This window comes from Sagittula stellata E-37 (assembly GCF_039724765.1).
Classification (GTDB): Bacteria; Pseudomonadota; Alphaproteobacteria; order Rhodobacterales; family Rhodobacteraceae; genus Sagittula; species Sagittula stellata.
In genome coordinates, this window is the sequence record NZ_CP155729.1 from 3,646,821 (window position 1) to 3,670,942 (window position 24,122).

26 protein-coding genes are annotated in these 24,122 nt (G+C 64.5%); 10 read left to right on the forward strand and 16 right to left on the reverse strand.

Annotated elements, in window-relative coordinates; genetic code table 11:
- Positions 1–4: 4 nt before the first annotated feature.
- Genes ABFK29_RS17385 through ABFK29_RS17395 form a run of 3 tightly spaced genes read right to left on the reverse strand, consistent with a single transcriptional unit; the run spans position 5 to position 2,306 of the window.
- On the reverse strand, positions 5–679 hold the full coding sequence (locus ABFK29_RS17385) for a lysophospholipid acyltransferase family protein (protein ID WP_005858983.1): 675 nt from the start codon (positions 677–679) through the stop codon (positions 5–7).
- A gap of 47 nt (positions 680–726) precedes the next feature.
- On the reverse strand, positions 727–1,632 hold the full coding sequence (locus tag ABFK29_RS17390) for a cell division protein FtsX (RefSeq protein WP_005858985.1): 906 nt from the start codon (positions 1,630–1,632) through the stop codon (positions 727–729).
- On the reverse strand, positions 1,629–2,306 hold the full coding sequence (locus tag ABFK29_RS17395) for a cell division ATP-binding protein FtsE (protein ID WP_005858987.1): 678 nt from the start codon (positions 2,304–2,306) through the stop codon (positions 1,629–1,631). The genes ABFK29_RS17390 and ABFK29_RS17395 overlap by 4 nt, the downstream gene beginning before the upstream one ends.
- Positions 2,307–2,468: 162 nt before the next feature.
- Between ABFK29_RS17395 and ABFK29_RS17400 the strand changes: the two genes are divergently transcribed.
- A complete protein-coding gene (locus tag ABFK29_RS17400; RefSeq protein ID WP_050772418.1) occupies positions 2,469–3,500 on the forward strand; it encodes a zinc-ribbon domain-containing protein in 1,032 nt (343 codons plus the stop codon).
- A gap of 191 nt (positions 3,501–3,691) precedes the next feature.
- Here the strand turns inward: ABFK29_RS17400 and ABFK29_RS17405 are convergent, their stop codons facing one another.
- From ABFK29_RS17405 to ABFK29_RS17415, 3 genes are all read right to left on the reverse strand, one after another.
- A complete protein-coding gene (locus tag ABFK29_RS17405) occupies positions 3,692–4,957 on the reverse strand; it encodes an ABC transporter permease subunit (RefSeq protein WP_005858991.1) in 1,266 nt (421 codons plus the stop codon).
- A gap of 52 nt (positions 4,958–5,009) precedes the next feature.
- Complete coding sequence (locus ABFK29_RS17410) at positions 5,010–5,816, reverse strand: ABC transporter ATP-binding protein (protein WP_005858993.1); 807 nt, start codon at positions 5,814–5,816, stop codon at positions 5,010–5,012.
- 123 nt (positions 5,817–5,939) lie between these two features.
- Positions 5,940–6,926: an ABC transporter substrate-binding protein gene (locus ABFK29_RS17415; RefSeq protein ID WP_005858995.1), complete on the reverse strand. Its 987-nt coding sequence runs from the start codon at positions 6,924–6,926 to the stop codon at positions 5,940–5,942.
- Positions 6,927–7,258: 332 nt separating this feature from the next.
- Here ABFK29_RS17415 and ABFK29_RS17420 point away from each other — a divergent pair, with 332 nt between their 5' ends.
- The 3 genes from ABFK29_RS17420 (at position 7,259) to ABFK29_RS17430 (ending at position 10,057) form a co-directional block, all read left to right on the forward strand.
- Entirely contained in the window at positions 7,259–8,650 is a 1,392-nt protein-coding gene (locus ABFK29_RS17420; protein WP_040604592.1) for an aspartate aminotransferase family protein, read from the forward strand.
- Positions 8,647–9,339, forward strand: a complete 693-nt coding sequence (locus ABFK29_RS17425; protein ID WP_040604562.1) for a GNAT family N-acetyltransferase — start codon at positions 8,647–8,649, stop codon at positions 9,337–9,339. The genes ABFK29_RS17420 and ABFK29_RS17425 overlap by 4 nt, the downstream gene beginning before the upstream one ends.
- A 127-nt stretch (positions 9,340–9,466) precedes the next feature.
- Positions 9,467–10,057, forward strand: a complete 591-nt coding sequence (locus tag ABFK29_RS17430) for an ImmA/IrrE family metallo-endopeptidase (protein WP_005858999.1) — start codon at positions 9,467–9,469, stop codon at positions 10,055–10,057.
- A 126-nt stretch (positions 10,058–10,183) separates the two neighbouring features.
- Here ABFK29_RS17430 and ABFK29_RS17435 read toward each other — a convergent pair whose 3' ends face one another.
- Entirely contained in the window at positions 10,184–10,471 is a 288-nt protein-coding gene (locus ABFK29_RS17435; RefSeq protein ID WP_040604563.1) for an HU family DNA-binding protein, read from the reverse strand.
- A gap of 181 nt (positions 10,472–10,652) precedes the next feature.
- A complete protein-coding gene (locus ABFK29_RS17440; RefSeq protein ID WP_005859004.1) occupies positions 10,653–12,137 on the reverse strand; it encodes an AMP nucleosidase in 1,485 nt (494 codons plus the stop codon).
- Between the two features lie 95 nt (positions 12,138–12,232).
- Between ABFK29_RS17440 and ABFK29_RS17445 the strand changes: the two genes are divergently transcribed.
- The 3 genes from ABFK29_RS17445 to ABFK29_RS17455 are packed head-to-tail and all read left to right on the forward strand — an operon-like array spanning position 12,233 to position 14,466.
- Positions 12,233–12,655: a VOC family protein gene (locus ABFK29_RS17445; protein ID WP_040604593.1), complete on the forward strand. Its 423-nt coding sequence runs from the start codon at positions 12,233–12,235 to the stop codon at positions 12,653–12,655.
- Between the two features lie 36 nt (positions 12,656–12,691).
- Positions 12,692–13,663 carry a DNA topoisomerase IB gene (locus ABFK29_RS17450; RefSeq protein WP_005859008.1) on the forward strand — a complete coding sequence of 324 codons (972 nt, stop codon included), beginning with the start codon at positions 12,692–12,694 and terminating at the stop codon, positions 13,661–13,663.
- A gap of 47 nt (positions 13,664–13,710) precedes the next feature.
- Positions 13,711–14,466: a class II aldolase and adducin N-terminal domain-containing protein gene (locus ABFK29_RS17455; RefSeq protein ID WP_005859010.1), complete on the forward strand. Its 756-nt coding sequence runs from the start codon at positions 13,711–13,713 to the stop codon at positions 14,464–14,466.
- Between the two features lie 47 nt (positions 14,467–14,513).
- On the opposite strand, the gene ABFK29_RS17460 is transcribed toward ABFK29_RS17455, so the two are convergent.
- On the reverse strand, positions 14,514–15,137 hold the full coding sequence (locus ABFK29_RS17460; protein WP_005859013.1) for a class I SAM-dependent DNA methyltransferase: 624 nt from the start codon (positions 15,135–15,137) through the stop codon (positions 14,514–14,516).
- Positions 15,138–15,228: 91 nt separating this feature from the next.
- On the reverse strand, positions 15,229–15,699 hold the full coding sequence (locus ABFK29_RS17465; RefSeq protein ID WP_005859015.1) for a transglycosylase SLT domain-containing protein: 471 nt from the start codon (positions 15,697–15,699) through the stop codon (positions 15,229–15,231).
- A gap of 437 nt (positions 15,700–16,136) precedes the next feature.
- Between ABFK29_RS17465 and ABFK29_RS17470 the strand changes: the two genes are divergently transcribed.
- Complete coding sequence (locus tag ABFK29_RS17470) at positions 16,137–17,012, forward strand: SDR family oxidoreductase (protein ID WP_005859016.1); 876 nt, start codon at positions 16,137–16,139, stop codon at positions 17,010–17,012.
- Positions 17,009–17,611 carry an exopolysaccharide biosynthesis protein gene (locus ABFK29_RS17475; RefSeq protein ID WP_005859018.1) on the forward strand — a complete coding sequence of 201 codons (603 nt, stop codon included), beginning with the start codon at positions 17,009–17,011 and terminating at the stop codon, positions 17,609–17,611. Before ABFK29_RS17470 ends, ABFK29_RS17475 begins: the two co-directional genes overlap by 4 nt.
- Before the next feature lie 79 nt (positions 17,612–17,690).
- Here the strand turns inward: ABFK29_RS17475 and dxs are convergent, their stop codons facing one another.
- From dxs to ABFK29_RS17505, 6 genes are all read right to left on the reverse strand, one after another.
- On the reverse strand, positions 17,691–19,640 hold the full coding sequence (gene dxs, locus ABFK29_RS17480; RefSeq protein ID WP_005859020.1) for a 1-deoxy-D-xylulose-5-phosphate synthase: 1,950 nt from the start codon (positions 19,638–19,640) through the stop codon (positions 17,691–17,693).
- Between the two features lie 80 nt (positions 19,641–19,720).
- Entirely contained in the window at positions 19,721–20,629 is a 909-nt protein-coding gene (locus ABFK29_RS17485; RefSeq protein ID WP_005859022.1) for a polyprenyl synthetase family protein, read from the reverse strand.
- On the reverse strand, positions 20,629–20,871 hold the full coding sequence (locus ABFK29_RS17490; protein WP_005859023.1) for an exodeoxyribonuclease VII small subunit: 243 nt from the start codon (positions 20,869–20,871) through the stop codon (positions 20,629–20,631). Before ABFK29_RS17490 ends, ABFK29_RS17485 begins: the two co-directional genes overlap by 1 nt.
- Complete coding sequence (locus ABFK29_RS17495; protein WP_005859024.1) at positions 20,868–21,794, reverse strand: histone deacetylase family protein; 927 nt, start codon at positions 21,792–21,794, stop codon at positions 20,868–20,870. Before ABFK29_RS17495 ends, ABFK29_RS17490 begins: the two co-directional genes overlap by 4 nt.
- 41 nt (positions 21,795–21,835) lie before the next feature.
- Entirely contained in the window at positions 21,836–22,537 is a 702-nt protein-coding gene (locus ABFK29_RS17500; protein ID WP_005859025.1) for a response regulator, read from the reverse strand.
- On the reverse strand, positions 22,534–23,037 hold the full coding sequence (locus ABFK29_RS17505; RefSeq protein ID WP_005859026.1) for a MarR family winged helix-turn-helix transcriptional regulator: 504 nt from the start codon (positions 23,035–23,037) through the stop codon (positions 22,534–22,536). Before ABFK29_RS17505 ends, ABFK29_RS17500 begins: the two co-directional genes overlap by 4 nt.
- A 157-nt stretch (positions 23,038–23,194) precedes the next feature.
- On the opposite strand from ABFK29_RS17505, the gene ABFK29_RS17510 reads away from it, so the two are divergent.
- Positions 23,195–24,067, forward strand: coding sequence for a branched-chain amino acid aminotransferase (locus ABFK29_RS17510; RefSeq protein WP_005859028.1), 873 nt, complete (start codon positions 23,195–23,197; stop codon positions 24,065–24,067).
- Positions 24,068–24,122 lie beyond the last annotated feature (55 nt).

A 24,122-nucleotide genomic window follows, 5' to 3' on the forward strand; every position in this document is an offset into this window, starting at 1 on the left:
TGGCTTACTCCTTGGGGTCGAAACCGGCCTCGCGCATCAGAGCGTTCGAAGCCGCCTCGACCTCCGTCTCCAGCCGGATCAGAAAAGTCTCTCGGCCAAGGCCCGGATCTATGGTCGGAAGGAACTCGACGACGGCCAGTCCCGGCTTGCGCAGGATGCCCTTGCGCGGCCAGAACAAACCGACGTTGGTCGCCGCCGGAACACAGGGCTGGCCGGTCTGTTCATAGAGCAGCGCCGCACCAACCTTGTAGCCCTGCTTTACGCCCGGAGCGACGCGAGTGCCCTGCGGATAGATGATGAGCTGTCCGGGATCGGCCGCCCCCTTCTCCACGTCCGACAGCATCCGGGCGATGGCAGCCCCGCGTTTTCCGCGCGAGACGGGCACACAGCCGATGCGGTAGGCATACTGCCCGATAATGGGCGTGTAGAGCAGTTCCTGCTTCATGATGAACTTGCCGGCAGGTACGGCGCCGAAGATCAGAATGATGTCGAGGAAGGATTGGTGCTTGGCGGCGATCAGGACTTCGCCCTGCGGAACCGGTCCCCGAACCTCGGTCCGCAGGCCAACCATCCAGCGTGCGGTAAAGCGGGTCCAGGCACAGAAGGACTTGCACGCCATCCGGGCACCGCGGCTGGAGAACAGCGCCCAAGGCAGGAAGACGATCCCGAGGACGAGCATGGCAAAGTAAAGCTGGAAGACGAATATCGCCGAACGTACCCACTGGATCACGCCAGTTCCCCCAGTACACGCCGTGCCGCAAGGTCGGTCGCGATATAGGCCACCAGTGCGGCCAGCGGCGGCACGAACAGCGGCCAGAGCCATTGGAAGCCCTCGAAGCGCAGCCCCGTCAAGAGCCCCTCCACATCACCGGCTGCGGGCATCAAAACAAGCGCCAGCATCCCAAGAACGGTGCCGGCGGCGGCACCGGTCAACGTCCGCAGGGTAAAGCGCCGGACGAATGCCTGCGCGATGTATCGGTCTGTGGCGCCGACCAGCCGAAGGACGGCGATGACCTGCGCATTGGCGGCCAGTGCAGCGTGGGCGGCCAGCGTGACCATTGCCCCGGTGGCCGCGCCGATCAGCAGGATCGAGGTCCAGCCCAGCAGACGCAGCCGCGAGGCCGCCGCCACCAGCGGTTTGCGCCAGCGGCTGTGTTCGTCCAGCACCGCGCCGGGTGCCTCGGCCTGCAGCCGCAGGCGCAGCCCGTCTGAATCGTAGCCGTCGCCGGTCTCAAGAACCTCGACGAGCTGGGGCACCGGAAGCTGTTCGACCGGCAGCCCCGGACCAAACCATGGCTCAAGCAGCGCGCGCTGTTCGTCGGCACTCAGGGCGCGGGCAGAGGCAACGCCCGGCGTTTGCTCCAGCACCGTCAGCACCGCCGCCACCTGTTCGGCCATCTGCCCTTCGGGGGCAGAGATGCGCACGGTCGAGGCGCGCGCCAGTTCGTCCCCCCAGCTCGTGGCGAGCCGTCCGGCGGCCAGTGACAACGCCAGCGCAAAGATGGTCAGGAAGGCCATCGCGATAGACGTCAGCAGCGTCAGGCGCACGGTGAATCCGGAGGGCGGCACGACCCGGTCCGCACCTCGATCGCCTTTCACGAGGCCGCGGATGCTGGCGAGCCGCGCGATCACAGGTCCGCCCCCGCGGTCTGCAGAGACCGGTTCTGAATGCGCAGGACCCGGGCCTGCACGTGCGCCTTCGCGGCGCGGATCAGGGCGAGGTCGTGGGTGGCGATCATCACTGTCTTGCCCATCTTGTTCAGCTCGATCAGCAGCCGCAGAAGCCTTTGCGACATTTCCCAGTCGACGTTGCCTGTGGGTTCATCGGCAAGGATCACGTCCGGGCTGAGGATCAGCGCGCGGGCAAGCGCCGCACGCTGACGCTCCCCGCCGGACAGCTCTGGCGGCAGGGCGTCGAATTTGCCGGTCAGTCCGACCCAGCTCATGAGTTCATGAAGGTTGTCGGCCTGGCTCGGGTCCGCTTGGCCGGAGACGGTCAGAGGAAGGGCCACGTTTTCCGCCACCGGAAGATGGTCGAGGAACTGGCAATCCTGGTGGACCACACCGATGCGCCGACGCATGTAGGCAACGGCGTTGCGATCCATCTGCGTCACGTCTTCGCTGAAAATGTGGACTGTCCCCGCCGTTGGCTTCAGCGCGCCGTAGCACAGCTTCAGAAACGTCGTCTTGCCCGCGCCGGAAGGGCCGGTGAGGAAGTGGAAGGTTCCCGGCGCCAGCTTCAGCGAAATGTCGGTAAGCAGCGCCTCCCCGCTATAGGAATAGGCCGCGTTTTCCAGCTCGATCACGGGTCGTGTGCCCTCACCCTTTTGTTGACCCTGTTGTGCCAGTGCAAGCCCGGTTGTGCAACGCGGCTCATAGGCCAGAAATGGACTTTTCCCCTTGTGTCATCGCACCTATGGTTAATGCAACGCCCGCGAAGGGGCGATGAGAGACAGGATCGGAGCAGCATGCGGCTGATTTGCCCGAATTGCGGAGCGCAATACGACGTCCCTGCGGAGGTCATCCCCGAGGGCGGTCGCGACGTTCAGTGTTCCAACTGCGGCCACACGTGGTTCCAGCGTCACCCGGATATGGATGCGGATCTGGCCGAGGATCTGAACCAGCCCGTGCCGGACGAAGAATGGACGCCGGAGGACGAGCCGGCAGAGGCGATATCTTCCATCCCCCCCGCCGAACGGCCCCACCTCTCTCGCCGCGCCGCCGCGCCGGTCGCGCAAGTGGACGACGAGGAAGACGGGGTCGAGACGGAGCCCGAACCTTTACCGTCCACGGATGAGGCAAAGCCGCGCGGACTCGATCCGGAAGTGGCCGAGATCTTCCGCGAGGAACGCGACTACGAAGCCCGCAGGCGCACGGCGGAATCGCTGGAGACGCAACCGGACCTCGGTCTGGGAGAGCCGGATGAGGACGAACGAGCGCGCCGGTCGAGGCAGGCGCGCGAACGCATGTCCCGCATCCGCGGGGACGAGGCCACGGCACCGCAGTCCACCAGGCGCCCGGCCCCGCCCGTTGTCCCCGAAACCGCCCCCCCCGACCAGGACGAAGGCCGGGCAACGGCAGAAGCGGTCGCGGCTGCGGCAGCGAGTTCGCGGCGCGACCTCCTCCCGGACGTGGACGAAATCAACCAGACGCTGCGCTCCACTTCCGAGCCGCGCGTCATCGACTCCGCCGAGCGCAACGCGACCGCGACCGATCCGAAGTCGGGCGGTTTCGGCAAGGGCTTCCTGCTGGTGATCGTTCTTGCCGCGCTGGCCATCGGCACCTACGCCAACGCCACCAAGATCTCCATGTCCGTGCCGCAGGTCGCGCCTGCGCTGGACGCCTACGTGGCCACGGTCAACAAGGGGCGCGTGTGGCTGGACCAGCAGGTGCTGCAGCTCATGACGATGCTCGACGGGATGAGCTCGGAGGCAGCCCCCTCGACGACGGAGACGCCTGCGGAGCAGGACGCCGAAACGGACACGTCAGAGAGTAACTGATCCGCGGAACCGCCGAACGCGCGGGTCCTGCGGGGCCGGCGCGATTTCGGAACGCCGACTGTCGGTGCCCCTGAAATGGCCCACACGGTTGGGCCGTTCGAATGCACCGGATTGGTGTGCTCCCCCAACAAAAAGGACCGCCGGTCACACCGGCAGTCCACTCGTGCGTTCCGGGTCCTACAGGTGCAGGTTCAGACCCGGCCCTTCCAAGGCACCAGCACCCGTTCGGCCCATCGCATCAGGATGTCGATCCCGAAGCCGATGATGCCGATCAGGATGATCCCCATGATGACGATGTCGGTCAGCTGGAACTTCGAGGCGACCATGATCATCATCCCGGCCCCCTTCTCTGCCGCGACAAGCTCGGCCGCGACGACGGTGCCCCAGCAGACCCCCATCGCCACCCGCGCGCCGGTGAATATCTCCGGCAGGGAGTTCGGTACGATGACGTGCCGCATGATCTGCCACTTGGACGCGCCAAGCGAATAGGCGGCGTGGACCTTGGAAATCGCCACGCCGGACACCCCGGCCCGTGCGGCGATGGCCATGATCCAGAGCGCGGCCAGGAACAAAAGGATGATCTTTCCCAGCTCGCCGATGCCTGCCCAGATGATGACCAGCGGGATCAGAGCCAGCGGCGGCACGGGGCGCATGAATTCCACGATCGGATCGAACCAGCCGCGAAACCAGTCCGAGAGACCCATTGCGTAGCCCAGCGGAATGCCCACCAGCGCTCCGAAGAAGAAGCCGAGGATCACGCGGAACAACGAATAACCGAGGTGTTCCCACAGGGTCGAGTCGCGATAGCCGTCAGAGGCGATTTCGCCGAGGCGGGCCAGGACGGCTTCGGGCGGCGGCAGCCAGATCGGCTCCATCTGCCAGCCCTTCGCCGGTTCGAAGTTCAGCGTGCCCTTGGGCGACATACCCACCCGCCCGAACTCGGTCATGACGGAGCCGCCCGGCTCGATGGGTTCGCCGTTCACCGCGATCACGGTGTGGCCTGCGTCGCGGTCCATCTCGTCGTTGCGGTCGACCCGGATCAGGCCGGAGCGCCAGGCGCCCACGCTGTCGCTGTCGTTCTTCGCCCAGCCCTCACCGGGATCGACCTCCGGCGCGTCTGCATCCGTACCGACCTCGAACACCCGGACCGTCACCGTGGCGTCGTCCGGTTCGACACCGTCGGCCGTTGCGGTGTAGGTAAAGGTCGCGTCGCCGATGAAGGGACCCGGAGCGTGCAGGAAGCCCGGCACAAGCTTTGAACCGGTGAAAGCCGCCCACAACAGGAAGATCACAAGGATCGAGATCACGCTGGCGATGCGGTTCGGCACCACGGCGCTTTCGTCGCCGAACGTCACCGTCTTGAGAGAGGTGTAGTCGGTCGTCGTCTTGCGCACGATGAACTTCACCAGCACGAAAGACACGACAAAGACGATGGCGTAGATGAGGAAGACGATCATGACGCTTCTCCCCTGTCTTGCTGCATCACGTGCACCCCTGCTCTGAGAACGCTCATTCCGCCGTCTCCGATCGTCCCATGATTTCCTCTTCCATGTCCCAGATCATCCCGAGGATCTCCTCGCGTTTCTGGCCGAAGTCGGGGTGCTTCTTCACCTCTCGCAGGTCCGCGTTGACGCCCATGTCGGCGAAGGGCAGACGGTATTCCGTGTGGATGCGACCCGGGCGCGGCGCCATGACCAGCAGCCGCTCCCCCAGCAGCAGCGCCTCCTCGACCGAGTGGGTGATGAGGATGATGGTCTTGCCCGTCTCCTTCCAGAGTTTCAGAACCAGACCTTGCATCTTCTCGCGCGTCAGCGCGTCCAGAGCGCCCAAGGGTTCGTCCATCAGGATCACGTCCGGTTCGTTCGCGAGGCAGCGGGCCAGGGCCACACGCTGCTGCATCCCGCCCGACAATTCGTAAACTGCCTTTTCCTTGAAGTCCTTAAGGCCCACGACCTCCAAAAGGTGATCGACGGTCTGGGCCCAGTCGCGTTCACGTTTGCCTGCCATGCGGGGGCCGAAGGACACGTTTTCCCGCACGTTCATCCACTCGAAAAGCGCACCCTGCTGAAACACCATTCCGCGTTCGCGGTCCGGGCCACGCACCCGGTGCCCGTTCATCACGATCTGCCCTTCGGTCGGCGCAAGGAAACCCGCGACGATGTTCAGAAGCGTGGTCTTTCCGCAGCCCGAGGGGCCAAGGACGCTCATGAGTTCGCCAGGGGCAAGGGTAAGCGACACGTCTTTCAGCGCCTGCACCGAACTTCCGTTCGGCAGATCGAAGCGCATGGAAAGGTTTTCGATGGCGAGACCGCTCATGCCACCTCCTTTTCTGAGTGCGGAGTTCTGGCCCGACGGATCGGGTCGCGGGCACAGTCATACGGCGAACCACCGAACCCGGCCCGATGGCGCCGCGGCAGGGCCACTGCCGCGGCGCAGGTCTTACATGCCGTTCGCCGCTTCGAGCGGACCGGTGTTTACGTTGCCAGCGTAGCTGTCGAGTGCGGAATCGATGGATCCCGCCTCGACGAAGACGTCGGCCACCCCCTTCATGAACTCCTGCGCGCCGCCGCCCAGCCACTTTTCGGTCAGCTGGTCCTCGACCGTCGGGAAGACGAAGGTCGAGATGGTCGCCATGGTGGCTTCTTCGTCCATCCCCGCGTCCTTGGCGATGACCGGCAGCATCTTCTCATGATTGGCTTCGTCCGCCCACATGGCGTTCGCCTCTGCGGTCACGGCAAGGAATTGCGATACGATGTCGGAGTTTTCGGCCACCCAGCCAGCCGGGCCGGAGGTCACGTCGAACACCAGGATGCCCAGATCTTCCTTCTCGGCGCCGGTCAGCAGGACATTGCCGTGCTCTTTCATGCGGCGCAGCGAACCGCCCCAGCCGCAGGCCATATCGACCGAGCCCTGCGCGATGGCGGCGGCACCGTCCGGCGGTGCCATGTCGACCACTTCCATGGAAGAGATATCCACGCCGAAGTGGTTCATCTGCTTCAAGAAACCGTAATGCGCAGCGGTGCCCAGCGGGACGGCGACCTTCTTGCCAGCAAGCTCCCCGGCAGAGTCCTTGTCGATCTCCAGCGCCTCGGCCACGACGCAGTTGTCGTTGTCGGCATAGGACACCGCGACGTCTAGGATCTGCAGATCCTGACCTGCGGAAACCGCAACCACGAAGGGCGGCACGCCCTGGCTGACGGACAGGTTCACGTCACCGGAAGCCATCGCGGCGCTCATCGCGGTCCCTGTGTCGAAGCTGACCCAGTTGACGTCCACGCCCATCGCCTCTTCGTACATGCCTTCGGCCTTCGCGTACTGGAAGGGCATTGGCCATTCGAGGAAGTAGCCAACGGTGATTTCTTCGGCCTGCGCCATCCCTGCCATGACGGCCATACCGGCCACGGCGCCCAGAAGGGTCTTTTTCATCGATACATCTCCCGTGTTGTCCCCGTCCTTGCGGGGGCTTTACGCGGGTCCGGCCCGCGGACGCCTCGCTTCGGACGCCGCGTCCGATCCGACCAGCAAACAGGCAGCCGATCAACGATTTTTCGGACAGACCTTGTACCCCATAGGTTCTGCGCACCCTGACCGGCCTCGAATTATTCTGGCAACCACCTGAGATTCATGAGAAATCGATTCCGTGCGCAACCGGCAAGCGACAAACTGGCACCATATGAGCGCCTCAACTGGCCCTATAAGCCGCTCAAAATTACGGCCAACTGGATCAAATCCCGCCTCTTAAGGAGTCTCTCACGATGATGGACGGCACCTACTCCCAGAACGATCTTTCCCACGTGGTGGATGCAGACAAGGCCCACGTCTGGCACCACCTTGTGCAGCACAAGCCCTTCGAGACGAAGGACCCGAATATCATCATCGAGGGCAAGGGCATGCGCGTCTGGAACCAGGCGGGCAAGGAACACCTCGACGCCGTGTCCGGCGGTGTCTGGACGGTCAACGTGGGCTACGGCCGCGAGCGGATTGCAAAGGCGGTCTACGACCAGCTCATGCGGCTGAACTACTTTGCGGGCTCTGCCGGATCGGTGCCCGGCGCGCTCTTTGCCGAAAAGCTGATCGAGAAGATGCCGGGGATGACCCGCGTCTACTACACGAACTCGGGCTCGGAGGCGAACGAGAAGGCCTTCAAGATGATCCGCCAGATCGCGCACAAGCGTCATGGCGGCAAGAAGCACAAGATCCTGTACCGCGACCGCGATTATCACGGCACGACCATCGGTTGCCTGTCGGCGGGCGGTCAGGACGAGCGCAACGCGCAATACGGCCCCTTCACTCCCGGGTTCGTCCGCGTCCCGCATTGTCTCGAATACCGCAAGCACGAGCAGGACGGCGCGCCGGTCGAGAACTACGGCGAGTGGGCCGCGGAGCAGATCGAAAAGGTCATCCTCGCCGAGGGGCCGGACACTGTGGGTGGGCTCTGCCTTGAGCCGGTGACCGCAGGCGGCGGCGTGATCGCACCGCCGGAGGGCTACTGGCAGAAGGTGCAGGAGATCTGCCGCAAGTACGATGTGTTGCTGCACATCGACGAAGTGGTCTGCGGCGTGGGCCGGACCGGCACCTGGTTCGGCTACCAGCACTACGGCATCGAGCCCGACTTCGTGACCATGGCCAAGGGCGTCGCTTCCGGGTATGCGGCCATCGCCTGCATGGTCACGTCCGAGCGCGTCTTCGAGATGTTCAAGGACGATGCCACCGACCCGATGAACTACTTCCGCGATATCTCCACCTTCGGGGGCTGCACGGCAGGTCCGGCGGCCGCCATCGAGAACATGGCGATCATCGAGGAAGAGGGGCTGCTGGAGAACACAACGGACATGGGCGCCTACATGCTCGACCAGCTCAACGCGCTGGCCGACCGGCACAAGGTCATCGGCGACGTGCGCGGCAAGGGGTTGTTCCTTGGCGCCGAACTGGTGACCGACCGCCAGTCGAAGGACGTCGTGCCCGAGGCGCAGGTGCAAGCTGTGGTTGCGGACTGCATGGCGCAGGGCGTCATCATCGGCGCGACCAACCGGTCCGTCCCGGGGCGCAACAACACGCTGTGCTTCTCGCCCGCACTCATCGCGACGAAGGACGACATCGACGAGATCGTCTCTGCCGTCGACGGTGCGCTCGGGCGTATCTTCGCGTGACCCCGACCAATGACCACGGGCAGCCCATAGGCGTGTCCGTGGCCCCACATTTCCCGCGCCCCCGTCCGCCGCACGTTGCGCTGGACGGGCGGTTCGGGCGTCTTGTACCGCTGCGCGAGGAACACGCGTCTGGGCTGTACGCCGCCTTTGCGGCGGACACGGCTGGCACCGGCTGGACCTATCTGCCCATCGACGCATGGGACACAGAAGAGGCCGCCGCCCGCTGGTGCCGCACAGCGCAGGGTTCGGCCGATCCACAATTCTACACCGTAGAGGATGCGGATGGCGTGGCGTCGGGCTTTTGCTCGCTTCTCAGGATCGACCCTTCCGTGGGGTCCGCAGAGGTCGGCTTCATCCACTTTGCACCCCGCTTGCAACGCACGGCCCTGGCGACCGAAGCGATGGTCCTGCTCATGCGTCACGCCTTCGACACTCTTGGATACCGGCGCTACGAGTGGAAATGCGATGCGCTGAACGCGCCGTCGATGCGTGCGGCAGAGCGGCTGGGCTTTACATACGAAGGCACGTTTCGACAGGCGACGATCTACAAGGCCCGCAACCGCGACACGGCGTGGTTCTCGATCATCGACGCCGAGTGGCCAGCGCTGAAGGCACGCTTCGACCGCTGGCTCTCGCACGGGAACTTCGACGGCGATGGCCGCCAGAAAGCCCGCCTGTCCGAGGTCTAATCCGCCGGACAGCCGGGTTTTGCTGTGTATTGCAGACATATTCCGGCTTGATGCGTAGCGAGGGTTGAGAAACGGTCAACCTGTTTCGTGGCATGACTGGACAAATCCACCAATATGGAGCGTTCGCATGCCGGCCCGTTACCCAGACTATCCCTATGTGGAACCCATCGCCTCGAACGTCTCCCAGGAAGAGATCGAGGCGACAATAAGCGACCTTCTGGCCAATCACCCGGGGGTCTGCCTGAAAGAGGGGCCGCTTGACGGGCTGTGCCGGGCGTTGAACGTCGACATCGAGTACTCCAGCCCGCCGCACGAAATGATGCTGGACGTGCCGCTGCACAAGCGTGCGGTGATCTGGCTTCCGAAGAACGGGCGCCCGAAGAATGACCGCGTCGCAGCCGCCATCGGGATCGGCCACTGGATCCTGCACGTTCCGATCACCCGCGAAAAGCACCCCGGGTGCGGGGTGCAGGCGCTTCACCGGCCCAAGGAACTCGCGGCGCAGATGGAGGCGCGCCGCTTCGCCTACATCCTGCTGATGCCGGACGAAGCGTTCCGCAATCTATGGTACGAAGGGCGCGCGCAGGCTGTGGCAGACGTGCTGAACGTGCCGACGCAGGTTGTCTATGAACGCGCGTCGATGCTGGACCTCGCCCCTCCGGAGAGTGCCGGTGACAAGTACGAATGGAAGGAGCGTCCGGCCATCGGCGGCTATTGAGCCCCTCAAACGACAAAGGGCCGCCAGCATGGACGACCCTCTTTATATCTGTGGGGGCGTTGGCCCCGATCGAGCGCTGCACGACCAAAAGCTTCCGCCCTGCGGCCGGATCAGCCTCTGCAGCGATCAGGCGTTTACGCTGTCCTTCAGAGCCTTCGCAATGGTCATCTTGACCTGCTTGTCGGCTTCCTTCTTGAACTGCTCGCCGGTGGCGGGGTTCCGCACCATGCGTTCCGGACGCTCACGGCAGTAGATCTTGCCAACGCCGGGAAGGGTCACGGCACCGCCGTCAGCCACTTCGGAAGTAATGATTTCCACAAGGCTGTCCAGAGCAGCGTTCGCGGTCTTCTTGTCCGCGTCCATCTTCTCTGCCAGTGCAGCCACAAGCTGGGTCTTTGTCATCGGCTTCGCCATTTCATGGTCTCCTTCTGATGCGCCACCGCCTACCTGCATGAGCGCTTTATCACTGCCCAAACTCCCTTGGGCCTCTGCGCGGCATTAAAACCGGATATGGGCGGGAAACACAATAATTCGTGGCTTACACCCAACCAATATTGTGCATTTTGTGCCTGTTTCCCTCAGGTCAACTGACGCTTCAGAGGAATGCAGTCTCTTCAAAGCTGCGCAGTTTGCGGCTGTGTATGCGTTCCAGCGGCATGTCGCGCAGTGATTCCATGGCTCTTATTCCGATTCTCAGGTGGCGTGCCACCTGCGTCTTGTAGAAATCGGAGGCCATGCCCGGCAATTTCAGCTCGCCGTGTAGCGGCTTGTCGGACACGCACAGCAGCGTCCCGTAAGGCACGCGAAAGCGAAATCCGTTGGCCGCGATCGTCGCGGATTCCATATCCAAGGCCACTGCCCGCGACTGCGAAAGGCGCTGGACCGGGCCTGTGTGTTCGCGCAGTTCCCAGTTGCGATTATCGACGGTCGCCACCGTCCCTGTGCGCATGATCCGCTTCAGGTCATACCCAGAAAGCTGCGTTTCGGCCGCGACCGCGTCTTCCAGGGCCACCTGGATCTCGGCCAGCGCAGGGATCGGCACCCATATCGGCAGGTCGTCGTCCAGGACCTTGTCCTCGCGCAGGTAGCCGTGTGCCAGAACGAAATCCCCCAGAGACTGCGAATTCCGGAGCCCTGCGCAATGCCCGACCATCAGCCAGGCATGGGGCCGCAGCACCGCGATGTGGTCCGTCGCCGTCTTGGCGTTCGACGGTCCGATGCCGATGTTGACCAGCGTGATACCGGACCCGTCGGGACGCTTGAGGTGATACGTCGGCATCTGCGGCATCCGCAGGGGCACAGCAATCTGTTCCGAGGGGTCAGATATCTCGGTGTTGTCGGTGCTCACGAAGCTGGTGTAGCCCGATGCCTCGTCGGCCAGCATCGCGCGGGCGTACGCTTCGAATTCCGACACGTAGAACTGGTAGTTGGTGAAGAGGACGTGGTTCTGGAAGTGAGCGGGGTCTGTCGCCGTGTAATGCGCAAGCCGAGCCAGCGAGTAGTCGACGCGCTGTGCCGTGAAGGGCGCCAGCGGCGCGGCCTCTCCCGGCTGGGTCACGGCCACGCCGTTGACGATGTCGTCGTTCGTCGTCGTGAGATCCGGCACGTCGAACACGTCCCGCAGGACAAAATCCGCGGCACCTTCCTGCGGGACGGTCACGTCCGGGTAGTTGGCAACGGCGAAATGCACCGGCATCGGCACGTCGGAGGCACCGATCTGCACTTTCACCCCGTGGTTCGCCAGCAGCAGACCGATCTGCTGCCGCAGGTAGTGGCGGAACATGTAGGGCCGCGTCACCGTCGTGGCAAAGGTCCCCGGCGTCGCCACGTGACCGAACGACAGGCGGCTGTCGACCTTGGCGAAGCTGGCCGTGGTGAAACGGACCTCGGGATAGAAGGCGCGAAGCCGCCGCCCGGGATGCCCTTCGACCATCGCCTGCAGGAAGCCATCCCGAAGAAAGCCCGCGGACGCGTCGTAAAGTTCGCAAAGCCTGTCCACTGCGGCGCGCGCGTCGTCGAATAGTTCCGGCTCCGGCAGGTCCGGGGTCAGTTCATTCAACGGCTCCATGGTGTCTTGCATCGCGTGTTCCTTACTCTCTTGCCCGGAACGTTGACAGCTTGTCGCAGCGGGTGCAACCTGCCGAAAAGGTCAGGAGGACTGACATGATCGACGGAATGGACCTGGAGACCGTCAAGCCGGAAGATTTCGGTCGAACCTTGCGCGGTTTTGGCGTCAACCTGCTCGTGCGCGACGTTCGGGACGAGGCGGAGCGTCTGTCTGCGGTCTTCGGCATGACAGCGCATCGGGTCAGCGACGATTTCGCCATCCTCCTCTACGGACCGCAGGTGTTCCAGCTTCATTCCGACGGCACCTACCACGCCAACCCCCTGCTGTCGCTCGTCCCCGAGCAGCCGCCGCGCGGGGCCGGTCTGGAACTGCGCCTGTTCGAAACCGACCCGGACCAGGCCACGGCCCGCGCCGGTGCGCACGGCTTCCACGTGCTGCAACCGCCGACCGACAAGCCGCATGGCCTGCGCGAAGCCTATCTGCTTTGCCCGGACGGTTACGCCTGGGTGCCATCACGTCCGCTGGACTGACGGGAACCGGCGGGGTCCTTCGCGGGTTCTCGGAACATGCTCGCCACGGTGTCCCTCACGTATTATCCCGACTCGCGCCCCGGCATCAGCCGACTGAGATGCGGACGTGGCTTTTCTTACATTGCACCGGACGGCACCCGGATCGATGACCGGACGGAGCGCGCGCGGATCAAGGCCCTGGCGGTGCCGCCCGCCTACGAAGACGTCTGGATCTGCCCGTTGCCCGACGGGCACCTTCAGGCGACCGGGCGCGATGCCCGCAGCCGCAAGCAGTATCGCTACCACCCGGACTGGCGAACCTGGCGCGATGCCCGGAAGTACGACCATCTGCACAGTTTCGGAGAGATGCTGCCCGGTCTCAGACGGCGCATAAGACGGACGCTGCGGCAGAGCGAGGTCGGCGATCACGCCTTTGCCCTCGCCGCGATACTGGCGTTGCTGGACCGCGCCTCTTTGCGGATCGGCACAGCCGATTATGCGCGCGAGAACAAGACCTATGGTGCCACCACACTGAAACGGCGCCACGTCGCACTCGACGGCGACGGGTTGCGCTTCCGCTTCGCCGCGAAAGGCGGCAAGCGCGTCGACAAGTCGTTGCAGGACCGGACGCTAAACCGCATCCTGACCCGCATGGGCGACCTGCCCGGCCCCGAACTCGTCAAATGGATCGACGACGATGGTGCGCGGCACGCCGTCAGCTCGGGCGAGGTCAACGCCTGGCTGGAGGACATCACCGGCACCGAGGGCCTGACCGCCAAGACGTTCCGCACCTGGAACGGCACGGTCGCCGCGCTTGAAGCCGCCGAGCAGGCAGACAAGCCCACGATCAAGGCGATGGCGGAGGCGGCGTCCGACCGCCTTCATAACACGCCCGCCATCGCGCGTTCTGCCTACATTCACCCCAGGGTCATCGCCTTGGCCGAGGCGCCGCGCGACCTTTCGGGCTCACCGGATGTGCGCGGTCTGCGCCGCAGCGAATGCCTGCTGATGCACCTGCTGTCGGATTGACTTCGGAGGCCGCACCACGTGCAATACGCGGACCAAAGGAGGCTCAGATGAACGCACCACAAACCCGACCGAACCTTGACCACTGGCAGGAGCGCGTCGATCTGGCCGCGGCCTTTCGATGGACGGTCCGCCTCAACATGCATGAGGCCGTGGCCAACCACTTCTCGCTTGCCGTGAACGACGACGGATCGAAGTTCCTGATGAACCCGAACCAGATGCATTTCTCGCGCGTACGCGCCTCGGACCTGCTGTTGGTGGACGCGAACGACCCTGCCACGCTGGACCGCCCCGGCGCCCCCGATCCGACGGCCTGGGGCCTGCACGGAGCGCTGCACCGCCATTGCCCGCATGCCCGCTGCGCTATGCATGTGCACTCGGTCCATGCGACCGTCCTCGCCTGCCTGAAGGACAAGCGCCTTCCCCCGCTGGATCAGACCTGTGCGATGTTCTTCAACCGCGTCGCCATCGACGATTCCTATGGCGGGCTGGCCTTCGAGGAGGAAGGCGAACGTTGCGCGCAACTCTTGCAGGATCCGAAGGTGAAGACGCTGGTGATGGGCAATCACGGCGTCATGGTAATCGGCGACACGGTGGCCGAGACATGGAACCGTCTCTACTACTTCGAGCGCGCCGCACAAACCTACATCACGGCGCTTCAGACCGGCGTGGAACTGGACTTCCTTTCGGACGAGGTCGCCGAGAAGACGGCCCACGAGATCGAGACGTACCCGGAACAGGACATCCGCCATCTCGCCGAACTGAAGGCGATTCTGGATATCGAAGGGTCAGACTACGCGGCTTGACCGTGGGTCCGCGCCCGACCGACGGGGCGGCGGCGCATAGCCCCGCCCTACACCGGTATGCGCTTGAGGGTCAGGATGCGGCTGAGGTCCTTCGCATGTTCCCCTTTGGCCGAAGCGCCATAGATCGGCACTTCTGTCCACGACGCCTCGGCTGTGCCGGCCAGTGCCGAAATGGCCGCGTCGTAGCCCTTGTCGACCCAATGCGCGGCATTGACGGATAGGACGGCGATGCTGCCGGGCCGGATCACGCGCAAGACCTCGGGAAGCGCCTCTGGCCCGACATGCCCATGGGTAAAGGTGCCGGAACTCACCGCACCGGCGAAGGCGCCGTCGTCGACCGGCAGGCGCTCCAGCAAGTTACCTGTAAAGATCCGGTCGTAAATGCCCTTGCCTTCGGCAACGCTCAGCATCTCCTGGGACAGGTCCGTCGCCGTGACCGGAGCGATCCCCAGCGTCCGCAGCGCCGCGCCACACAGCCCCGTGCCCGCGCCGAGGTCGATCACGGGTCCGGTCCCGCCGCCGTCGCGATAGGCTTGGGCGACGTGCATCGGCAGGACGTAGTCCATGTCTTCGGCAAACGCGGCATCGTAGGTTTGCGCCCAGTCTCGGTAGAGCGCGATGTTGTCGTCGGGTGTATCCAGCCCGTAGGCCGCTTCCAGATCCTGTGCCATGGCAAGAGTCTAACGCGGAACGCACGCACCCCGCAATTGCGCAGCTCTTCCGGCCAAAATCACCTACCGACGCGACGGACGCTTTGCCGTTTCAGTTCGACCGCAACCCGGTTTCGACCAATATGCCTTTGCGCTTGGCTTCGTAGTAGTAGCCCTTGGCATACCACATAATCGAGTCGTCCCAGTCGCCATCGGCCACCATATACGCGCCCTTGAGGTACTTCAGCGCATACTGAAGGTTGGTCTCCGCATCGAGAAGATCGGGGGCAGACCCGCGGAATCCCATGGTGCGTGCGGTGGCAGGCAGGATCTGGAAGAGTCCCCAGTATGGGCCGTTCCGGGCTTTCGGGTTGTGCGTGCTTTCCCGGACGGCGAGGCGATGCACCAACGGGCGAGGCAGCCCGTAGTGATCGGACCACTTGTTAATGGCGTCGCGCAATTCGGGCGTTTCGTTTGGGAAAAGCGGCAGCGCATCGACGGGCTTTTCGACGGGCTCCGGCTTCGGCGCGGAACAGGCCGCAGTAAGGGCCAGCATGAGGATCAACGTAAGGCGTGGCAGCATGAGTCTCTCCGTGAACGGAGATCTCTTACGGCGAGAGGCACGCGCCAAGCGAGTCCCTCCTGAAAGCATCGGCGAAGCCTTGCCAATGGCGGGCGGACCGGATGTTCCAACAGCAAAACAAAGAGGCACATCGGCCCCCCAAGCCTGGACCCTCGCCAGCACGGCGCCCTCGCTCCGAAGCGGCTGGCCGGGTGATCAAGTTCTCCTCCGATATGTGGCCGTCGCTTTCATAAGCCGCCTCGCCCGATCTGGCAGGTGCGCGTACAGCAATGGCCTTCTGGACCTTCGACAAGCGTCCCTCCGCACCGTTCGATTTCTGAGGATGCGGGACAAGCCTCCTTTAATGTCCTCGACCCGAATGCACACGACAAGACACGTTGGGAAAAGGGATTATTGAAATACTTGCCAAATTCCATTGCCGACGCCACCTATGCCTCATGACAAAGACCCTTCTATCCCTCGGCCATGGCTTCTCGGCGCGCTTTCTGGCAGCGGACCTTCTGGCCGAAGGATGGCGCGTCATCGGAACCACCCGATCCGCAAACAAGCTCGGTCCACTGGAAGCGACCGGCGTGGAGGCGATCCTGTGGACGCACGACTCCGTGGCGCGGGCCTTGTCAGAGGCCACGCACGTGCTGATGAGCGCCGCCCCGGACGCGGAAGGCGATCCGGCATTGCGGCTGATCGGCCCGGAACTGGCGGATCGGGCCGGTGGACTGGCGTGGGTCGGTTACCTCTCCACGACCGGCGTGTACGGCAACGCCGACGGCGCCTGGGTCGACGAGACTTCGCCGCTCGACGGGCATTCGCGCCGCGCTCGCGCCCGGATCGAGGCCGAGGCCGCATGGCGCGCCATTCCCGGCCTGCCGGTCCACAGTTTCCGCCTCGCGGGCATCTACGGCCCCGGTCGAGGCCCGTTCGAGAAGCTGCGAAACGGCACAGCCCGCCGCATCATCAAGGACGACCAGATATTCTCGCGCATTCATGGCGAGGACATCTCGCAGGTGCTGCGTGCCTCCATCGCGCGCCCCAACCCGGGCGCGGCTTACAACGTTTGCGACGACGAGCCGGCGCCGCCGCAGGACGTCATCGCCTTCGCCGCCGAACTGCTTGACGTGCCGCCGCCTCCCGAAGTGGCATTCGAGGACGCCGACATGTCGCCTATGGCCCGCAGCTTCTACGCCGACAACAAGCGCGTTTCGAACCGCCGCATCCGTGAAGAACTGGGTGTCACCCTGCGCTACCCCGACTACAAGTCGGGTCTGCGTGCCGTGCTCGCCGCTGAAGAGCTGCAGAACGGCTCCGGCCAATGACGCCTCAGGAACGTCCGGCACCGGAAAACCTCAACGCCCTGCTCGACGCCATCAGCCCCGACGAAGGGCAGGAGCGCGTGTCCGTCGAGAATGTGCTGGACAAGATCGGCGGGCGGTCTTTCTCGGCCGTGATCCTTGTGCCTGCCGTCATTCTCGTATCGCCGATTTCCGGCATTCCGGGGACGCCCACAATCGGCGGGCTGACCGTGCTGCTGATCACGCTTCAGGCCATGTTCGGACGCAAACACCTGTGGCTCCCGGGCGTGCTGCGCAGACGTGCCGTATCCGCTGCGCGTCTGCAAAAGGGGATTGACTGGCTGCGCAAACCGGCAGGTTGGATGGACCGCCACAGCCACAACAGGCTGCGAATTCTCGTCAGCGGCCCCGCCCGCTTTGTGGCCTACCTGACATGCTCGATCATGGCACTCAGCTGGCCGCCGCTTGAACTGTTGCCCTTTTTCACCAGCTTCAGCGCCGGCGCGGTGGCCATGATCATGTATGGGCTGATGGTCCGCGACGGTGCCTATACCCTCGCAGGATACATCCAGACCGGCCTGCTTTACATGATCCTGCTGTCGGTCTGGGCGGGGATCGTCTAAGCGCGACAGCCCGACCTGCGCGTGTCCGGCCCAATTTGGCGTGATGCGATGTAGGGCGGGGCTGTGCGCCGCCCAGCCTTCAGGCCCGCTTGTCCAGCCGTTCGACCCCCAGCGCGGACAGCACCTTCGCCTCGATGTCCTCTGCGTTCAGTTGCGCCACAGCGTACATGTCGCGCGGGCTTGCCTGGTCGATGAAGATGTCGGGCAGAACCATGCTGCGGTACTTCAGGCCGCGATCAAAGACACCTTCCTCGGCCAGAAGCTGCGCCACATGTGACCCGAAGCCACCCACCGCCCCTTCTTCGACGGTGATCAGAGCCTCGTGTTCGCGCGCGAGCCGCAGCACCAGATCACGGTCGAGCGGCTTGGCGAAACGTGCATCCGCCACGGTAACCGACACGCCTCGGGCCTCCAGCGCCTCTGCCGCTTTGATGCTCTCGCCAAGGCGCGTCCCGAAGGACAGGATGGCGACCCGCGTGCCTTCGCGCATCACCCGGCCCACACCGATCTGTAACGGCACGCCACGCACCGGCATCTCGACGCCTTCGCCCTCGCCACGCGGATAACGGAAGGCGATGGGGCCTTCGTCATGCGCGGCTGCGGTGGCGACCATGTGCTTCAGTTCGGCTTCGTCGGCGGCGGCCATGACCACGAACCCGGGCAGGTTCGACAGGTAGGCGACGTCGTAGGACCCGGCATGCGTCGCACCGTCCGCACCGACGAGGCCCGCCCGGTCGATGGCAAAGCGCACAGGCAGCCGCTGGATGGCCACGTCGTGCACGACCTGGTCGTAGCCGCGTTGCAGGAAGGTGGAGTACATCGCGCAGAACGGGCGCATGCCCCCTGCGGCAAGACCCGCGCTAAACGTCACGCCGTGCTGCTCGGCGATACCCACGTCGAAGCACCGCGACGGATAACGCTCCGCAAACAGATCCAACCCGGTGCCATCCGGCATCGCGGCTGTCACCGCGCAGATACGACTGTCTTCCGCCGCCTCCTGCATGAGCGCCTCGGCGAATACCTTGGTGTAGGACGGCGCGTTCGACGGCGACTTCTTCTGCTCCCCCGTGACAACGTCGAACTTCGCCCGGGCATGGCCTTTGTCGGCGGCATGCTCCGCGTGGCTGTAGCCCTTGCCCTTGCGGGTCAGCGCGTGGATCAGGATCGGCCCCGTCGCCCGCGCCTTCACCGTGCGCAGCACGGGCAGCAACTGGTCAAGATCGTGCCCGTCAATCGGGCCGAGGTAGGAAAACCCCAGTTCCTCGAACAGTGTGCCCCCGACCGCCATCCCTTTCAGCATTTCCTTGGCGCGTTTGGCGCCTTCGCGGAACGGTTCCGGCAGCAGCGATACCGCGCCTTTCGCGGCGGCCTTCAGGTCGTGAAACGGCGCCTCGGCATACAGCCGGGTCAGGTAGGAGGACAACGCGCCGGTCGGCGGCGCTATGCTCATCTCGTTGTCGTTCAGGATGACGATCAAGCGTTTCTTCAGGTGGCCGGCGTTGTTCAGCGCCTCAAAGGCCATACCGGCGCTCATTGCACCGTCCCCAATCACCGCAATGGCGTCACCGTGACCGGTGTCGCACGCCCCCCCCAGATCACGCGCGACGGCAAATCCCAGCGCGGCGGAAATCGAAGTGGACGAATGCGCCGCCCCGAACGGATCGTAGGGCGACTCCGAACGCTTGGTGAACCCCGACAGACCGTCCTTCTGCCGAAGGGTCCGGATGCGGTCGCGCCGCCCGGTCAGGATCTTGTGCGGGTAACACTGGTGCGACACATCCCAGATGATCTTGTCGCGCGGTGCGTCAAAGACCGAATGCAGCGCCACGGTCAGCTCGATCACACCCAGACCGGCGCCGAGGTGACCGCCGGTTTCCGACACGGTAGAGATCGTCTCTTCCCGCAACTCCTGCGCCACGCGCTTCAACTCCGCGTCGGAGAACTGCTTGAGGTCGGCAGGGTTATGAACCCGGTCGAGCAAGGGCGTCTCGGGGCGGTTCGGACGGGTGTCGGACGTGGTATCGGGCATGGTGCGGACTGGGTCCTCTCTTGGCTCAACGTCCATGTAGGGCACTTGGGCGTCAAGGCCCGGGCAAAGGACGGCGTGCGTCAGTTCCGCCGCGAGATAACGAAGCGGGCGGCGTCCCGCAAGGCGTCTGCCGCGTCTCCGTATAGGTCGAGGGAAGTGCAGGCTTCGTGCACGAGTTCCTGAGCCCGCGCCTTCGCGCCCTCCATCCCGAGCAGGCTGACGAAGGTCGCCTTTCCGCGATCGGCGTCCTTGCCCACTGCCTTGCCGACCGTGGCGGCATCGCCTTCCACGTCCAGCACGTCGTCCCAGATCTGGAACGCGAGGCCAAGGCAGTCACCGTAGCGTCGCAGGGGGCCGGTGCTTTGCCCCGCCATCACGGCGCCCGCCCCGCAGGACCATGAGATCAGCGCGCCGGTCTTGCCGGCCTGAAGGGCGGTGATCTCTTCCAGCGTCAGCGGGGTCTGTGCGCTCTCGGCGGCGATATCGCGCGCTTGACCGCCGACCATGCCCCGCAACCCCGCCGCCGTAGCAAGCCCCGCGACAAGTTCCAGGCGGCGGTCCGCAGGACAGGCCGTGTGCGTCACCAACTGGAAGGCCAGGGCCTGCAGCGCATCGCCGGCCAGTACCGCCGTGGTTTCGTCCCACTTGCGGTGCACGGTCGGCTTTCCGCGCCGCATATCGTCATCGTCCATGCACGGCAGATCGTCGTGAACCAGACTGTAGGCGTGCAATGCCTCGATGGCCCCCGCCGCAGGCGCCGCGTGCTGCCGGTCGATGTCGAACAGTCGCGCGCCCTCGATCACCATGAAGGCCCGCAGAGCCTTGCCGCCCTCGACCGCATAGCGCATCGCCGCGGCCACCGGCCCGGGCACACCCGACAAGGCGTAGGAAATCTGGCCGTTCGCCAGCTCTGCGGCGCGGGCAAGCGCCGCCTCGAACCCGAGCGGCGCAATGTCCCCTGTCCGCTCCTGTCCGGCGGCGTCCGTCATCAGAGACCCTCGACCGGCTTCGTCCCCACGGGATTGCCGTCGCCGTCGAGCGTGATCGCCGCGACCTTTTCCTCGGCTTCCTTCAGCTTCTGGTCGCAGCGCTTGCGCAATTCCGCGCCGCGTTCATACAGCTTGATCGAGTCTTCCAAAGCCACGTCGCCACGCTCCAGTGCGCCCACGACACGCTCCAGCTCTGCCATGGCCTGCTCAAAGCTCATCTCGTTCACAGGTTGGTCGCTCATGAACCCGCCTCCATCAGGACTTCGACATGCGCCTTCGCCGACGCACTCAGGCCCGCAAGATCATACCCGCCTTCCAAAGTCGAGACCACGCGCCCGCCGGCCGTCTCTGCCGCGATGTCGCACAGCGCACGCGTCACCCAGCGGAAGTCGTCCACGGTCCAGTTGAGGTTGGCGAGCGGGTCGTCCTGGTGCGCGTCGAACCCGGCCGAGATGATCAGCAACTCCGGCGCAAAGTCCCGAAGGCGTGGAAAGGCATCGTTCTCGTACCGGGCGCGCATTTCCGCGCCGCCGCTTTCGGGCGGCAACGGCAGGTTCATGACGTTGTCGTGCGCGCCGCGTTCTTCGGGGCGTCCCGTACCGGGCCAGAGCGGCATCTGCTGCGAGGTGATGAACAGGCTGCGCGCCTCGTTCCACAACAGGTCCTGCGTGCCGTTGCCGTGGTGCACGTCGAAATCGACCACCGCAACCCGTTCCAGCCCGTGCACATCCAGAGCATGTTTCGCCGCAAGCGCCGCCGTGCCGAACAGACAGAAGCCCATGGGCGTTTCCGTCTCCGCGTGGTGGCCCGGCGGGCGGGTTGCGCAGAAGACGTTCTGCGCCTCGCCTCCCATGACCATGTCGACAGCCTGGATCCCGGCCCCCGCCGCAAGCCGTGCGGCCCGGACGGACCCCCTCGACATCCACGTGTCGGCATCCAGCTGGGCAATACCCTGCCCGGGTTCGGCCGCGACGATCCGGTCTATGTAGCGTTGTGGATGCACCCGGCGGAGTTCCTCGTCCGTAGCTTCGCGCGCCGTAACGCGGTGCAGGTCGAGCGCCTGCAACGCGTGCAGGACATGTTCCAGCCGGGCCACGCGTTCCGGATGGCCATCCGGTGTCACATGCTCAAGGCAATCGGCATGGGTTATCAGTGCGGTCGTCATGACGCTCTCCCTCGAATTCACCTGAGAAGCGTAGCCGTGCGTTAGTCAGGTGCAAGCATGTATCCGGCGCCGCGCACCGTCTGCAGATAGCGCGGCTGCTTCGGATCGCTTTCCAGCTTGCGCCGCAAACGGGTGATCTGCACGTCCACCGCGCGCTCTTGTGCCTGCCCCTTGTCACGGCCCAGTTCCTCGACAAGCCTTGTGCGGCTCAGCGCCTCACCCGGCTTGGCGGAAAAGATACGCATGAGCTGCGCTTCGGTCGCGGTCAGGCGCACGATCTCTTCGCCACGCCACATTTCACCGCGCTCGATGTCGTAGCGGACCGCGCCAAGCGTCATGAGCTTCGGAGCGGTTTCCTGAGCGGCGGGTTCCGGCATGCGCCGCAGGATCGCGTTGATCCTGAGCAGCAGCTCCTTCGGCTCGAACGGCTTGGCAAGGTAGTCGTCCGCCCCGGCTTCTAGCCCGGCAATCCGATCCTCCGTCTCTGAACGGGCCGTCAACAGCAGGATCGGCACCGTCGAGGTCTCGCGAATGCCGCGCGTCAGGCTGACGCCATCCTCGCCCGGCATCATCACGTCCAGCACGATCATGTCGAAATCCAGACCCAGCAACAACCGCCGCGCATGGGCCGCATCGCGCGCGGCACTTACCAGAAAACCGTTCCGAACAAGGAACTTCTGCAGCAGCCCCCGTATCCGCTCATCGTCGTCCACGATCAGCAGATGGGCGTCGTTCTCACTCATCCGCGACCCTCCCTGAGCTTTTGATACTGGAGCCGCATCTCCGGGTCCATCATCGCTTCGAGCACCCGGCGAAACCCGGCGACCGCCTCAGGTCCAGCATCGCGAAAGGCTGAGCGCATCCGGGCACGCTGCACGTCGGACAGTTCACGCTCCAGCCGACTGCCTTCTTCGGTAAGGTAGAGGTGCCGCTCGCGCTTGTCCGTCCGTCCGACCCGGCTTTCCACGAGACCGTCTTCGACCAGCGTACGAAGCACGCGGTTCAGCGATTGCTTGGTCACGCCGAGGATGTTCAGAAGGTTGTTCACCGTGGTGCCCGGTGCGCCGTGTATGAAGTGGAGCGCCCGATGATGCGCGCGCCCGTAGCTCAGCCCAGCCAGGATACGGTCCGGGTCCGCCGTGAACCCGCGGTACGCGAAGAACATCGCTTCCGCGCCCTGCCGCAACTGCTCGTCTGTAAGAAACAGCAGCGTCTCGCCCTGCGCTGTCCGCCCGTCTGACATCGGATGCCTCCTGTTGAGACCGCCATTTTAAGTCAGCCTTGTTGACATTCCAAGATCGAATTGGTAGCGAGTTGCCAGTTTGGCGCAACTTTATATCCGGCGCGAACCGATTCCACGCAATAATCGGAAAAGCGCCGCAACAAAGAGGAGAGACGCGATGGCCGAGAGTGCCTATGATGACCGCGATGGCAAGATCTGGCTGGACGGCAAGCTTGTTGACTGGCGTTCGGCGCAGGTGCACGTCCTGACCCATGGACTGCACTATGCCTCCTCCGTGTTCGAAGGAGAAAGGGCCTATGGTGGCAAGATCTTCCTGTCGCGCAAGCATTCGGAACGCCTGCATTTTTCGGCCTCCTGCCTCGACTTCGAAATTCCCTTTTCCGTCGACGAGATCGAAGCCGCCAAGACCGAGGTGCTGAAAGCCAACGGATTTACCGACGCCTACGTGCGCGCGGTGGCTTGGCGCGGCGCCGGTCCTGACATGGGTGTTTCGTCGGCCCGCAACCCCGTGCGCCTGGCTATCGCCGCATGGGGCTGGGGCAACTACTATGGCGACGCGAAGATGAAGGGCGCGAAGCTCGACATCTCGAAATGGAAACGCCCCTCGCCCGAGACGATCCCGGTTCATGCCAAGGCCGCCGGTCTCTACATGATCTGCACCACGTCCAAGCATGCTGCGGAGGCCAAAGGCTGCTCCGACGCGCTGTTCATGGACTACCGCGGCTACGTGGCCGAAGCGACCGGTGCCAACATCTTTTTCGTCAAGGACGGCGAGGTGCACACCCCGAAGCCCGACTGTTTCCTCAACGGCCTGACCCGCCAGACAGTGATCGGCATGCTGGAAGAAAAGCAGATCAAGGTCCACGAGCGGCACATCATGCCCGAGGAGATGGAAGGTTTCGAGCAGTGTTGGCTGACCGGGACCGCCGCTGAAGTGACCCCCGTGGGCCAGATCGGCGATTACAGTTTCGAGGTCGGCGCCATGACGCAAGAGATCTCGCAGGACTACGAAAAGCTGGTCCGCAGCTGAATTGACGGGGGCGGAGTACAACTCCGCCCTACGTTCTGTTCATCGGGGCGCCGCC